This window comes from Burkholderia sp. M6-3 (assembly GCF_050858985.1).
Classification (GTDB): Bacteria; Pseudomonadota; Gammaproteobacteria; order Burkholderiales; family Burkholderiaceae; genus Paraburkholderia; species Paraburkholderia caledonica.
On record NZ_CP110090.1, the window covers coordinates 1,334,530 to 1,348,429 of the forward strand.

The 13,900-nt window shown below is 63.8% G+C and carries 12 protein-coding genes; 4 read left to right on the forward strand and 8 right to left on the reverse strand.

Annotation, left to right across the window (positions count from 1 at the left end; translation table 11 throughout):
* Positions 1–40 precede the first annotated feature (40 nt).
* A complete protein-coding gene (radA, locus tag OH764_RS05780; protein ID WP_088174711.1) occupies positions 41–1,417 on the forward strand; it encodes a DNA repair protein RadA in 1,377 nt (458 codons plus the stop codon).
* 145 nt (positions 1,418–1,562) lie between these two features.
* On the forward strand, positions 1,563–1,841 hold the full coding sequence (locus OH764_RS05785) for a DUF2866 domain-containing protein (RefSeq protein WP_020065610.1): 279 nt from the start codon (positions 1,563–1,565) through the stop codon (positions 1,839–1,841).
* A 105-nt stretch (positions 1,842–1,946) separates the two neighbouring features.
* Here OH764_RS05785 and OH764_RS05790 read toward each other — a convergent pair whose 3' ends face one another.
* Both OH764_RS05790 and OH764_RS05795 read right to left on the reverse strand, forming a co-directional pair.
* Positions 1,947–3,101, reverse strand: coding sequence for a CaiB/BaiF CoA transferase family protein (locus OH764_RS05790; protein WP_498848343.1), 1,155 nt, complete (start codon positions 3,099–3,101; stop codon positions 1,947–1,949).
* A gap of 142 nt (positions 3,102–3,243) precedes the next feature.
* Entirely contained in the window at positions 3,244–5,193 is a 1,950-nt protein-coding gene (locus tag OH764_RS05795) for an ATP-binding cassette domain-containing protein (protein WP_498848344.1), read from the reverse strand.
* A 135-nt stretch (positions 5,194–5,328) separates the two neighbouring features.
* Between OH764_RS05795 and OH764_RS05800 the strand changes: the two genes are divergently transcribed.
* Entirely contained in the window at positions 5,329–5,808 is a 480-nt protein-coding gene (locus tag OH764_RS05800) for a glutathione peroxidase (protein WP_020065613.1), read from the forward strand.
* 24 nt (positions 5,809–5,832) lie between these two features.
* On the opposite strand, the gene cls is transcribed toward OH764_RS05800, so the two are convergent.
* The 6 genes from cls to dapC form a co-directional block, all read right to left on the reverse strand.
* On the reverse strand, positions 5,833–7,320 hold the full coding sequence (cls, locus tag OH764_RS05805; RefSeq protein WP_498848345.1) for a cardiolipin synthase: 1,488 nt from the start codon (positions 7,318–7,320) through the stop codon (positions 5,833–5,835).
* Between the two features lie 352 nt (positions 7,321–7,672).
* Positions 7,673–8,557: a 50S ribosomal protein L3 N(5)-glutamine methyltransferase gene (prmB, locus tag OH764_RS05810; RefSeq protein ID WP_027775343.1), complete on the reverse strand. Its 885-nt coding sequence runs from the start codon at positions 8,555–8,557 to the stop codon at positions 7,673–7,675.
* 26 nt (positions 8,558–8,583) lie between these two features.
* Positions 8,584–9,723, reverse strand: a complete 1,140-nt coding sequence (gene dapE / locus OH764_RS05815) for a succinyl-diaminopimelate desuccinylase (RefSeq protein ID WP_498848346.1) — start codon at positions 9,721–9,723, stop codon at positions 8,584–8,586.
* A 157-nt stretch (positions 9,724–9,880) separates the two neighbouring features.
* Positions 9,881–10,246 carry an ArsC family reductase gene (locus OH764_RS05820; protein WP_027775341.1) on the reverse strand — a complete coding sequence of 122 codons (366 nt, stop codon included), beginning with the start codon at positions 10,244–10,246 and terminating at the stop codon, positions 9,881–9,883.
* On the reverse strand, positions 10,246–11,073 hold the full coding sequence (gene dapD, locus OH764_RS05825; RefSeq protein ID WP_027775340.1) for a 2,3,4,5-tetrahydropyridine-2,6-dicarboxylate N-succinyltransferase: 828 nt from the start codon (positions 11,071–11,073) through the stop codon (positions 10,246–10,248). Before dapD ends, OH764_RS05820 begins: the two co-directional genes overlap by 1 nt.
* A 137-nt stretch (positions 11,074–11,210) precedes the next feature.
* Entirely contained in the window at positions 11,211–12,428 is a 1,218-nt protein-coding gene (gene dapC, locus OH764_RS05830) for a pyridoxal phosphate-dependent aminotransferase (protein WP_498848347.1), read from the reverse strand.
* A gap of 423 nt (positions 12,429–12,851) precedes the next feature.
* On the opposite strand from dapC, the gene OH764_RS05835 reads away from it, so the two are divergent.
* Positions 12,852–13,889 carry a DMT family transporter gene (locus tag OH764_RS05835; RefSeq protein ID WP_498848348.1) on the forward strand — a complete coding sequence of 346 codons (1,038 nt, stop codon included), beginning with the start codon at positions 12,852–12,854 and terminating at the stop codon, positions 13,887–13,889.
* The last annotated feature ends 11 nt before the right edge of the window (positions 13,890–13,900 follow it).

Genomic DNA, 13,900 nt, shown 5'->3' on the forward strand with positions numbered 1-13,900 from the left:
GAGACAGGAACACCAAACAATAGTAACCAGGCAAGAACGCGTGGCAAAAGCAAAAACGTTGTACGTATGCAGTGAATGCGGCGGTCAAACGCCAAAATGGGCGGGCCAGTGCCCGTCCTGTCAGGCCTGGAACACACTCGTCGAATCGGTCGCCGAAACACCTTCCACCCATCGTTTCCAGTCGCTCGCAAAGAGTGCGCCGGTGCGGCGTCTCGCCGATATCGAAGCCTCCGACGTGCCGCGCTTTTCCACCGGCGTGGGCGAGTTCGACCGGGTGCTCGGCGGCGGCCTCGTGCCCGGCGGCGTGGTGCTGATCGGCGGCGATCCGGGTATCGGCAAATCGACGCTGTTGCTGCAGTCGCTCGCTGAAATTGCCGCCGACAAACGCGCGCTTTACATCAGCGGTGAAGAGTCGGCCGCGCAGATTGCGTTGCGCGCGCAACGTTTGTCGCTGCTGGAACCAGGCTCGAAAGCGAGCGAACTGCAATTGCTCGCCGAAATCCAGCTTGAGAAAATTCAGGCGACGATTGCGGAGCAGCAGCCCGACGTCGCGGTCATCGACTCGATCCAGACCGTCTATTCCGATGCGCTCACGTCGGCGCCGGGCTCCGTCGCGCAGGTCCGCGAGTGCGCGGCGCAATTAACGCGCATCGCGAAGCAGTCGGGCACCACGATCATCATGGTCGGCCACGTGACGAAGGAAGGCGCCCTCGCGGGACCGCGGGTGCTGGAGCACATCGTCGACACGGTGTTGTACTTCGAGGGCGACACGCACTCGTCGTTTCGCCTCGTGCGCGCGATCAAGAACCGCTTTGGCGCGGTCAACGAACTCGGCGTGTTCGCAATGACGGAGCGCGGTTTGCGCGGCGTCGCGAACCCGTCGGCGCTCTTTCTGTCGCAGCACGAGCAGTCGGTGCCGGGCTCGTGCGTCCTGGTCACGCAGGAAGGCACGCGGCCGCTGCTGGTCGAGGTTCAAGCGCTGGTGGATTCCGCCAATGCACCGAATCCGCGGCGCCTCGCCGTCGGCCTGGAGCAGAACCGGCTCGCGATGCTGCTCGCCGTGCTGCATCGGCACGCGGGGATCGCATGTTTCGATCAGGATGTGTTCCTGAACGCGGTGGGCGGCGTGAAGATCACCGAGCCGGCCGCGGACCTCGCGGTGCTGCTCGCCATTCATTCGTCGATGCGCAACAAGCCGCTGCCGAAAGGACTCGTGGTATTCGGCGAAGTAGGTCTTGCCGGCGAAATCCGGCCGTCGCCGCGCGGCCAGGAGCGCTTGAAGGAAGCCGCCAAGCTCGGCTTCTCGGTCGCCGTCATTCCAAAGGCCAACGCGCCCAAGCAGCCGATAGAAGGCTTACAGGTCGTTGCGGTCGAACGCATCGAACAGGCTATCGACCGGGTCCGCACCCTCGAATAGACGCCGATAGCGCGCGTGGTGCGCCACGCGCGCGCCGTAATGCGCCGTAAATATCTCCAGGTTGGTTGTAACCAACAAGCCCTTCCTTTTTCCTTAAGCTGCAAAGCTATTGCATCCCTTCCGATGCCCGAAAAAGGATCGCGCCTTGAAACACTCACATGAAACCATAGCCGAAGGGCCGATACAGGTGCGCGGCTGCCGGGTCTCAGCCCCCATTCACCAGCCGTGGGGCGGCACTTGCCGGATCGTCGAGTGGATCGACAGAACGGGGCAGATTTCGCGCCGCGTGGTAGCCGGCGACGCGACTGCCGCCGAGGTGCGCGCCACTATCAATCGCCACGTGGAAGGCCGCAAGCATCTGCTTTACGACGACGAAAAGACGCCGCGTCAGACGTTGCCGCGGCAGACGGTGGCGCGCCGGTGAGGCTGCGGGCCGGCGCGAGGTGTTAAAGCGCGTTGCGCCTGGCCCAAGCTTCGATTGCGCCTTGCCGGCGCTCGAGTCGCGTTTCGGTCGGTGTTGAAGTGCGGTTCAATCGTGCTCCGGTCGCGCTTTAGGGCGCCCGTCGCTCCGGTCTTCGAATCCGTTTGTGAGTTCATCCGGCTCGACATGCTCGTCGTGCTCGTCCTGCGCTTGCGGATTGAACAATGGATGCTGGGCCGCTTCGGCTGCCGTCAAGACTGGCGAGACGCAGCAATCGAGCGGCTCCAGCAACGCAACCCATTCATCGAGCGCACGCGAGCCGATGACGTCGGCGAGTTCACGCGTCAGCGCAACGGCGTCCGGCCCGCCGATTGCCTGGCCGAGACTCCAGTGGCGCGTGGCCCATTCGGGGCGGTCGAGCGCCATGCACAGGCTTTCCCAAAACTTGAGTTCCAGCGCCCCCACCGCGAGCCAGCGGCCGTCCAGCGTACGGTACAAGTTGTAGCAGGGCACGCCGCCGTTCAGCAGGCCCGCGCCTGGCGCTGTGTATTCCGTTGCGTTTCGCGCCGTGTTGCCGGCGGCGCCGGCCGTAGTATCTCTCGTGGCATTTCCCGCGGAATCGCCATTAGCGAGCGCGACCTGCGCGATCACGTTGTGCGCATGAGTGGCGTGTGTCATCGAAACGTCGACGAAACGGCCTTCGCCGCCGCGCGATACGTGCCATAACGCGGCGAGGATCTGCGTGACCGCGCTGAGCGCGCCGCCGAGCAGGTCGGCTATCTGGAAGTTCGGCACGATTGGCGCGCCGTCGCGGTCGGTGAGTTGGTCGAGAACGCCCGCGTAGCCGATGTAATTCAGATCGTGCCCGGCATGATTGGCGAACGGGCCGCGTGCGCCATAGCCGCTGATCGCGCAGTACACAAGCCGCGGATTGGCCGCGCGCAGCGTCGCGTAGCCCACGCCGAGCCGATCCATCACCCCCGGCCGGAAGCTTTCGATCAACACGTCCGCTTCCGCTGCGAGCGCTCGCAGCACATTGCGTCCTGCTTCCGACTTGAGGTCGAGCCGTGTCTCGCGCTTACCGCGATTCACCAGCCGGTAAAACGCGCCGGGCCGTCCGGCCACGCGGTCGCTCGACGACTGCATCATTGTTCGCGTTGGGTCACCGGCGCCTGGCGCTTCGATTTTCAGCACTTCGGCGCCGAGTTCGGCAAGCCGCAGCGCGGCGACGGGGCCGGGCAACAGGCGCGTGAGGTCGAGCACGCGCAGGCCTTTTAATGGAGGCGGGGCGGACGCCGCGTTTGAAGCCGAATCGGCGGCTGAAACGGAAGATGCAGCGGAGGACATCGCAGATGACAAAGCCAACCTCTCGTCGATGCCGGCGCGGATCGCGGACAGCGTCCCGCTAGCCGATTTGTTCGAGTTCCTCGTGTGTCTCGAGCCATTCGGCTTCGAGTGCTTCAAGGCGCGCGTTCACGTCTGCCTGACGGCGAATTGCGTCCGTCAGTTTGCTCTTTTGAGCCGGCTCGTAGCTTGCAGGATCGGCGACGAATGCATCGAGCGTCGCCTTTTCCGCGTTGAGCGCGTCCATCTCCTTCTCGATCTTCGTGATACGGCTTTGCAGCGGCTTTTTCAGGTGCGCAAGCTTCTGACGGGTTTCCGCTTCCAGCCGGCGCTGTTCCTTGCGATTCACGCCGCCGTCCGCGCCATTGTCGCCATTGAACGCGCCGTTCGTCGCATTGCCCGCTTTCAACGCCGCGCGCTGCTCGGCCGCATGTTGCAGCAGCCAGTCGCGGTAATCGTCGAGATCGCCGTCGAATTCCTGCAAGCGGTGCTTCGCGACCAGCATGAACTGATCTGTCGTGGCACGTAGCAAATGCCGGTCGTGCGACACGAGGATCAGCGTGCCTTCGAACTGAGCGAGCGCCATGGTCAGCGCGTGCCGTGTTTCCAGATCCAGGTGGTTGGTCGGCTCGTCGAGCAGGAGCAGGTTCGGCTTCTGCCAGATGATCAGCGCGAGTGCGAGCCGCGCCTTTTCGCCGCCGGAGAAGGGGGCGATCTTCGACGTCGCCATTTCGCCGGAAAAGTTGAAGCTGCCGAGGAAGTCGCGCAATTCCTGCTCACGCGTATCCGGCGCAAGGCGCGCGAGGTGCTGCAAGGGCGTGTCGTCCGCGCGCAGCGTTTCGAGCTGATGCTGCGCGAAGTAGCCGACGCGCAGGCCTTTGCCTTCGCGCACGTGGCCGCCGAGCGGCGCGAGCGTGCCGGCCAGCGTCTTGATCAGCGTGGACTTGCCCTGGCCGTTCGCGCCGAGCAGCCCGATGCGCTGGCCGTTCTGGATAGACAGCATCACGCGCTCGACGATCGGAATTTCGACGCCTTCTTCGCTGTGATAGCCGCAGCGCACGTCTTCCATCACCATCATCGGGTTCGGCGCGGAATCGGGCGTGCGAAATTCGAACGTGAACGGCGACGCAGCGTGCGCCGGCGCGATCAGTTCCATCTTCTCAAGCGCCTTCACGCGGCTTTGCGCCTGGCGCGCCTTGGTCGCCTGTGCCTTGAAGCGGTTGATGTAGCTCTGCAGGTGCTCGACCGTGCGCTGCTGCTTTTCGTATGCGCTCTGTTGCAACGCGATCTGCTGGGCGCGCAGTACTTCGAACTGCGAGTAGTTGCCGCCGTAACGCTTGATCTGCTGCTGTTCGAGATGCAGCGTGACGTTGCAGACCGAATCGAGAAATTCGCGGTCGTGCGAGATCACGATCAAGGTGCCCGGATAGCGGTGCAGCCAGTCTTCGAGCCAGACGATTGCGTCGAGATCCAGGTGGTTGGTCGGTTCGTCGAGCAGCAGCAGATCGGAACGGCACATGAGCGCCTGCGCGAGATTGAGCCGCATGCGCCAGCCGCCCGAGAAGCTGCTGACCGGTTCACGGGTCTGGTCGAGCGTGAAACCGAGGCCGAGCAGCAGCGCTTCGGCGCGCGCGGGCGCGGTATAGCCGTCGGCGTCCGCAAAGGCTGCATGCGCGTTGGCTTCGGCCGCGCCGTCGTGCGCGGCGGAAGCGGCCGCGATCTGCGCTTCGATTGCACGCAATGCCGCGTCGCCGTCGAGCGTATAGGCGAGGGCGGTCTTGTCCGCAGCGGGTGTTTCCTGCGCGACGTGCGCGATCTGCCACGTCGGCGGGATCGAAAAATCGCCGCCGTCCGCATGCAGTTCGCCGAGCAGCACGGCAAACAGTGTCGACTTGCCAGCGCCGTTTGCTCCCACGAGGCCCGCCTTTTCGCCGGGATTCAGGGTGAACGTGGTGTTGTCGAAGAGCGGCTTGGTGCCGCGCGCGAGGCTGAACTGGTTAAAGCGGATCACGAAGAGGCCGGCTTGAGAAAAACGCTATTTTAGACTGCCGGGGATGACACCGGGCGCTCAGCCGGCATCAGCCATTCGGCCGACTTTATCCGCCGCGCTTTTGGCATAGACTGACGGCTTTCCTGGGGAGAGCACATGACATCGATTTATTCTTTTTCGGCCCGCACGCTAGGCGGCGAGGAAGTGAGCCTCGGGCAGTACGAAGGCAAGGTCTTGCTGATCGTCAATACGGCGAGCGAATGCGGATTTACGCCGCAATATGCGGGCTTGCAGAAGCTGTATGAGGGCTATGCGGCGCGCGGGCTTGCGGTGCTGGGCTTCCCATGCAATCAGTTCGGCAAGCAGGAGCCGGGCGACGCGGCGCAAATCGGCAGCTTCTGCGAAAAGAACTACGGCGTGACTTTCCCGATGTTCGACAAGGTAGATGTGAACGGTGCCAACGCACATCCGCTGTTCCGTTATTTGACGGGCGAAGCGCCCGGCCTGCTGGGTCTTGAAGCGATCAAGTGGAACTTCACGAAGTTTCTTATCGGCCGTGACGGCAACGTGGTCAAGCGCTACGCGCCTTTGACCAAGCCTGAGGCGATTGTCGAGGACATTGAAAAACTGCTGTAACCACGCGGCACGCGCGGCGACGGCTTACAGAATTGGCGAAAACAGTCGGGCCACATGCATCAGCACGCGCCGTAACGCGCTCGCGTTGCGGTACTCGTTGCGATCTATCTCACGAGATTCGGCGAAATCGGCGAGCAGCATTGCCTCGACTTCTTTCGCAAAATCGCGGTCGACCGTCATCACCATGATCTCGAAGTTCAGGCGAAACGAACGGTTGTCGAGATTGGCGCTGCCGACCGCCGCCGCCACGCTGTCGATCAGCACGACCTTCTGGTGCAGAAAACCCGGCTGGTAGCGAAAAATGCGGATGCCCGCGCGCAGCGAATCGTACGCATACAGTTTCGACGCTTCGAACACCACCACGTGATCGCGCCGGCTGGGGATCAGAATGCGGACATCCACACCACGCAGCGCTGCAAGCCGCAGCGCCGAGAACACGGCTTCGTCCGGCACCAGGTAGGGCGTCGTAATCCAGATGCGCTCGCGCGCGGCATTGATCGCTTCGACGAAAAAGAGCGAGCAGGTTTCCTGCTTGTCGGCCGGGCCGCTCGGCACGACGAGGCAGTGCATGTCGTGGCCCGTTGCCGGGTGCGTGGAGTTGGCCGGGTCCGACGGCGCCGCGAGGTCGGGCGGCGGCGCCGTCGGCAGATGGAGTTGAGGCAACTGCTGCGTTGCCCAGTACCAGTCTTCCGTGAACACGAACTGGATGCTGGCGACCGCCGGTCCGCGCACTTCGATATGAGTGTCGCGCCACGGCGAGAGCGGCGGCTTGCCGCCCAGATATTCCACGCCGACATTGTGGCCGCCGACAAACGCGCGTTCGCCATCGACAGAAACGATCTTGCGATGGTTGCGAAAGTTCAGTTGCAGCCGGTTGACGAACCGGCGAGTGGTGGCGAACGGATGCGTGTCCACGCCGCCCGCGCGCAGCGACGCGACATAGCGGTGCGGCAGGTCGAAGCTGCCGATGCTGTCGTAGAGGAAATACACGCGCACGCCTTGTTGCGCCTTGGCTATCAGTGCGTCTTTGAACATTTCGCCGAGCGCGTCGTCGCGCACGATGAAGAACTGCACGATCACGTAATGGCGTGCGTTTTCGATGGCCTGGAATATTGCCTCGAATGTCGCGGTGCCGTTCACCAGCGTGCGCACGGAGTTGCCCGGCAGAAACGGCATGCCGCCGAGCCGTGTGAGCGAGTGGACGAGCCTGCCGCCAAGTGCATGCGCGGGGAGTTGCGCCGAGGAAGCAAGCCTGTCCCACTCTGGAGGATGCGCGTGCGCGCGCAGCAATTCATTTTCGACGCGGCGCGCGTCGGCGTAACCCGCAAACTTGCTGCGCCCGAGAAAGAGGTATGGGACGAGCGTGAAATACGGCATCGCGACCAGCGACACGGCCCACGCGATCGCGCCTTGTGACGTGCGGGTATTGAGAATCGCGTGACATGCCGCGACCACGCCGAGTATGTGGGCGAGGGCCACCAGCGTGCCGACGTGAAGCAGGTCGAATTGCATAGGCGAGCGAAGGGACGGGCGAAGCGCTGCACGGCTCGCTGGACGAACACGGGCAGCTAAGCCAACAAGCTAAGGAACTAACGAGCTAACGAGCCAACGAGCTAACGGCGCCCATCTTACAGAACGCGCGCGGGTTGGGGGCGGGTTGAGCATTGCCTGAAACGACGGCAAGCGTTTGCTGGGCGTCGCAACCACTGCCAGGACGCTAACCCTGACCGACGGCTCAGGCATCCGATGTAATCGAGTTTTTTACCGGATCAGAGCAAGCGCTTTGCATAAAGTCGCAATGAGCAGCGGAACCACTCACTGCGACCTACGGCTAAGCTTCGACTCGGCCCGGTGTCTGCCCGGTTCAGACGGGCAGGTCGGCGGCCTGGATCAGGAACACGTTATCGTCTCCGGCGCTCGTGGACAGCCATACGAGGTTCAACCCGCCGAATGCCGCTTCCACATGCTGACGTTCGTTGCCGATTTCGATCACGAGCACGCCGTCTTCGGTCAGCCAGTTGCGCGCGTCGGCGATGATCCGCCGCACGATGTCCATGCCGTCGCTGCCGCCCGCGAGTGCCATTTCCGGCTCGTGCTTATATTCGGCGGGCAACTCTTGCATCGACGCGGCGTTCACGTACGGAGGGTTGCTGATGATCACGTCGTAGCGGCGCTCCGCGAGCGGCGCATACAGGTCACCTTCGAAGAGAGCGATGCGCTCTTCGAGCTTGTAGTCGTCCACGTTGCGCGCGGCGACTTCGAGAGCCGGCGCGGATAGATCGACCGCGTCGATATCGGCATTCGGAAACGCGTGCGCCGCAAGAATCGCGAGGCAGCCTGAGCCCGTGCAAAGTTCGAGCACGGCGCTGACCTGTTCGGGATCTTCAACGTAAGGTTGCAGCCCGTCCTGCAGCAACTCGCCGATGAACGAACGCGGCACGATCGCCCGTTCGTCGACGTAGAAGCGAAAACCGTGCATCCATGCTTCCTGTGTGATGTAGGCAGCCGGCACCCGCTCGGTGGCGCGACGCTCGATCACGTTGAGAACCGCGTCGATCTCAGCCGCGCTCAAGCGTGCGTCCATGAACGGATCGAGCAGGTCGAGCGGCAGATGCAGCGTGTGCAGTACCAGATAGGCGGCTTCGTCGTACGCATTGGCCGAGCCGTGGCCGAACGAGAGCCCGGACTGGTTAAAGCGCGACACCGCGAAACGCAGCAGGTCGCGGACAGTGGAAAAGGGCAGCGTCATCGCAATAGTCCTTGGAAATTTCCCGGTTAAGCGATCAGTTGTTCGAGCACGCGGCGGTACACGTTTTTAAGCGGCTCGATGTGGGCGACGTCGATATGTTCGTCGATCTTATGAATGCTGGCGTTCAGCGGGCCGAACTCGACCACCTGTTGGCAGATCCGCGCGATGAAGCGGCCGTCCGAGGTGCCGCCGGTGGTCGACAGTTCGGTGCTCACGCCGGTTTCGTCCTTGATCGCTTTGGCCAGCGCGTTCGACAGATCGCCATGGGGCGTGAGGAACGGCAGGCCGCTCACGGTCCACTGCAGGTCGTATTCGAGACCATGCCGGTCGAGGATCGCATGCACGCGTTGCTGCAAGCCTTCCACCGTGCTGGCTGTCGAGAAGCGGAAGTTGAACATCACGTCCGCGTGGCCGGGAATCACGTTGGTGGCGCCCGTGCCGCTATGTATATTCGACACCTGCCACGTGGTGGGCGGGAAGTATTCGTTGCCGTTGTCCCAGCGCTCGGCGACGAGTTCTGCCAGCGCGGGCGCGAGCAGATGCACCGGATTTTTCGCCAGATGTGGATAGGCGATATGGCCTTGCACGCCCTTGACGACGAGCTTGCCCGACATCGAACCGCGCCGGCCGTTTTTCACCGTGTCGCCGAACTGCGTGCTCGAAGTCGGTTCGCCGACGATGCAATAGTCCATGCGCTCGCCGCGCGCTTGCAGCGCCTCGACGACTTTGACGGTGCCGTCGGTGGCGGGGCCTTCTTCGTCGCTCGTGATCAGGAACGCAATCGAGCCGCGATGCTGCGAGTGCGCCGCGACGAACTCCTCGCTCGCGACCACGAAGCCGGCGATCGAGGTTTTCATGTCGGCTGCGCCGCGACCGTACAGCTTGCCGTCACGATGCGTGGGTTCGAACGGCGCGGACTGCCATTGGTCCAGCGGGCCGGTGGGCACCACGTCGGTGTGACCGGCAAAGGCGAGCAGCTTGCCCGCGCGGCCGTCAATGCCGCGTTTGACGGCCCACAGGTTCGTCACGCCGTTGGATTCAATGGTTTCGTGCTCGAAGCCGAGCGCGGACAGGCGTTCGATCAGGAGGCGCTGGCAATGCTGATCGTCGGGCGTGACGGAGGCGCGCGCGATCAGTTGTTCGGTAAGGGCGAGAGTGCCGGACATGGATTCGATACAAGCCACTTTGGGATGAAAAAATGCCGGCTGGCGGTGACGCACCGCAGCCGGCAACAGCTTTGACGCAACGCGGCGAAGCCGCGCTCAAGCAACACAATGCAGCGGCAGGGCAAGCGGCGCAGCGCTCACGCGAACGCCGCCATGCTCACGCAAACAGCGCTGCATATTCTTCGGGCGAAAAACCAAGCGACTTCACGCGCCCATTGATCACCAGCACGGGCCGCTTGATGACCGACGGTTTGTGGATCATCAACGCGATCGCGCCAGGCTGGGTGTCCGCCGCCGCCTTCATGTCGTCGGACAGACCGCGCCACGTCGTGCCGCGGCGGTTCAGCAATGCGTCGAGCTTGACGTCTTTCAGCCAGTCCTGCACGAGCGGTTCGGTCACGCCGGCTTTTTTGAAGTCATGAAACTCGAACTCCACGCCGTGCTCTTCGAGCCACACACGCGCTTTCTTCACGGTGTCGCAGTTCGGAATTCCGTAGACGACAGTCTTGGTGCCGCGCGCCATCAGTCGCCTCGCAGAAGCTCATTCAGGCCGACCTTCGCACGTGTCTTTGCGTCGACCTTCTTGACGATCACGGCGCAATAGAGGCTGTGCGAGCCGTCCTTCGACGGCAGATTGCCCGCCACCACGACCGAGCCCGCCGGAATGCGGCCGTATGTGACCTCGCCGGTTTCGCGGTCGTAAATCTTGGTGCTCTGGCCCAGGTACACGCCCATCGAAATCACCGAATTCTCTTCGACGATCACGCCTTCCACCACTTCCGAACGCGCGCCGATGAAGCAGTTGTCTTCGATGATGACCGGGTTTGCCTGCAGCGGCTCCAGCACGCCGCCGATGCCTACGCCGCCCGACAGGTGCACGTTCTTGCCGATCTGGGCGCAGGAACCGACGGTGGCCCACGTGTCGACCATCGAGCCTTCGTCGACATAGGCGCCGATGTTGGTGTACGACGGCATCAGCACGACGTTCTTCGCAATGAACGAGCCGCGGCGCGCGATGGCGGGCGGCACGACGCGAAAGCCGCCGGCGGCGAAGTCTTCAGCGGTGTAGTTGGCGAACTTCGACGGCACCTTGTCGTAGAACTGGCTGTAGCCGCCCGCGGGCATCGGCGCGTTGTCTTCGAGGCGGAACGACAGCAGCACGGCTTTCTTCAACCATTGATTGACGACCCAGTCGCCGTCCTTCTTCTCGGCGACGCGCAGCGCGCCCTTGTCCAGTTGCTCGATGGCGTGGGCGACGGCTTCACGCACGTCGGCCGGCGCGGCTTTGGGCGACAGCTCGGCGCGGTTGTCCCAGGCGGTGTCGATGATTTGCTGAAGTTGTTGCGACATATGCGTGCTTTCTGAAGAGTTGAAGTCTGAAGAAGGGAGGCGGTGCGCAAGGCGTTCGCCGGGAAAACGGAACAGGAACAATCAGCGGCAGGCCGCGCGACGAATCAGACGACGTGCCGGCCTAGAACCCGGCAAACTCAGCCCGCCAGCCCGCGGCAAAAATCGACGATGCGTTGCGCGCCCTGCGTGCATTCGTCGACGTCGGCGACAAGCGCGAGGCGCACGAAATTGCGGCCGGGATTCACGCCGTGCGCGGTGCGCGCGAGGAACGAGCCCGGCAGAACCGTCACATTATAGTCGGCGTAAAGACGCTGGGCGAACTCCGTGTCCGTGAGGCCGGTGCGCGAGACGTCGGCCCACAGATAGAACGCGGCGTCGGGCAGGCGCACGTCGAGCACCGCCGCAAGCATCGGCGTGACGGTGGAAAACTTCTGCACATATTTCGCGCGGTTCTCGCGCACGTGCGCTTCGTCGTTCCAGGCTGCGATGCTCGCGCTTTGAAACACCGTCGACAACGCCGCGCCGTGGTACGTCCGGTACAACAGGAAGTCTTTGAGAATCGCCGCGTCGCCCGCGACAAAGCCCGAGCGCATGCCGGGCACATTCGAGCGCTTCGACAGGCTCGACAGCATGATGAGTCTGTCATAGCCGCGGCCGAGCTTGTGCGCGGCTTCGAGGCCGCCGAGCGGCGCGTTGGCTTCGTCGAAATAGATCTCGGAGTAGCACTCGTCGGAGGCGATCACGAAGCCGTGGCGGTCCGACAGCGCGAAGAGTTCGCGCCAGTCTTCGAGCGTCAGCACCGCGCCGGTCGGGTTGCCCGGCGAGCAGACATACAGCAGTTGCGTGCGAGCCCAGACGTCGGCCGGCACCGCCGAGTAATCGCACGCGAAGTTGCGCGCCGGGTCGCTATTGACGAAATAGGGCTCTGCGCCCGCGAGAATCGCCGCGCCTTCGTAGATTTGGTAGAACGGGTTCGGACAGAGTACGATCGCAGGCTCGCCTTTCGCGTTGCGCTTCGGGTCGATGACCGTTTGTGCGAGCGCAAACAGCGCCTCGCGCGAACCCGAGACCGGCAACACCTGAGTCGCGGGATCCACCGGCGGCAGGCCGTAGCGCTGCGTAACCCACTTCGCGATGGACTCGCGCAACGGCAGCGACCCTACGGTGGCCGGATACGCGGACAGACCGCCGAGCGAGGCGATCACGGCGTCGGTTATCAACCTGGGCGTCGGATGTTTCGGCTCGCCAATGCCGAAGCTGATATGCGGGAAGCCAGAGGCCGGCGCGACGTCTTTGAAAAGCGCGCGCAGCTTTTCGAATGGATACGGCTGGAGGGAGTCGAGTAGCGGATTCACTGGGCGGATCGAGCCTGATCGAAGAGGGCGCGGAAAAGATGCACGACGGCGCATGCGCTGGGCCGCGCCGCGCGAAAATAGCAGCGGCGGCGAGCAGGGGATTATAGCGTGCGTGGGGGCTCGCGTTGGGTCGCTGGGGGGCGTGGCTCACGGTCGAGCCTGCTGCAAGCGGGCATCGGCAAGGCCTGCCTGGCGCCACGGAGTCATCAATCAGCACAAGCCTGGCATCAACCAGGGCAGCACCACCCGCCAGGCGGCGCAGTTAATGCGCTGCAGCGGGAACGACGCGGAACGTAACAGCCCGCGCAGAAACAAGGCAGGAGCAGCAATGTACGCAGCAATCGAGGAGACGTCCGGACGAGGAACGTGCGAAAACGCCGCAGTCCGTGACACGAACAGCACCATCTCGCGGAGAGCGTCGCCATGACAAACTGGCTTCGCACAGGGTGGCCGACGCTCGCGATCATGATGGGCGCGTCGGTGTGGGGAATGATCTGGTATCCGCTGCGAATGCTCGCAGCGCTCGGCGTGACCGGCACGGCCGCGAGCGCGCTCACGAGCGGCGCCGGCTGCCTGTTCGTCCTTCTGGTGCGCCATCGGGCGCTGAAAACCGTGCGCTGGCACTGGCTGCTGCCGGCGCTCGCGCTCGCCGCAGGCATCACGAATCTCGGCTTCGTGTGGGGATCGATCCACGGGCAGGTGATGCGCGTGCTTCTGCTCTTCTATCTGACGCCTGCATGGACCGCGCTCTTCGCGCACTTCATCCTGCATGAACGCCTGACGTGGGCCGGCGCGGGTCTCGCCGCGCTGTCGCTGGCCGGCGCGATGACGATGCTGTGGTCGCCGCAGTTGGGCATTCCGCTGCCGGGCAACCTCGCGGAATGGGCGGGCCTCGCGGGCGGCATGGGCTTCGCGATGAGCAACGTCCTGATCCTGAAGACAAGCCGCGTATTGCCGCAGATGAAACCGGAAATGCGCACCGCGACCATCTTCGGCGGCGCGGCGATTTTCGGCGCTTGCGCGTCGCTATTCGAAGCGATGCCCGCCCCGCCCACCGGCGCACATCTCGCTACGGCCGCCTGGCTGGTGCTCGGCCTCGGTTTCCTGCTCGCATCGAACAACATGCTCGTGCAATATGGGCTATCGCGCGTGCCGGCCAACCGGGCGTCGATCATCATGTTGTTCGAGCTCGTGGTCACGGCCCTGTCGGCGTGGCTCTTTGCCGGCGAGACGCCCGGCCCGCGCGAATGGGCGGGCGGCGCGTGCATCGTGCTTGCTTCGGCGCTGTCGAGCTGGATGCATCGCACGAAGACAATGCCGCCCGATCCCGCCAATCAGGACGTGGGCGAGGACCCGAGCGACGACCCGGGCGCCGCGAGCGCCACGAGCACACGCTCGGCCGACATCCACGAGCGCGACGACCATAAGGACGGCAAGAACCGCCCACGCGCGATGGTATGATTGCCCCTCAT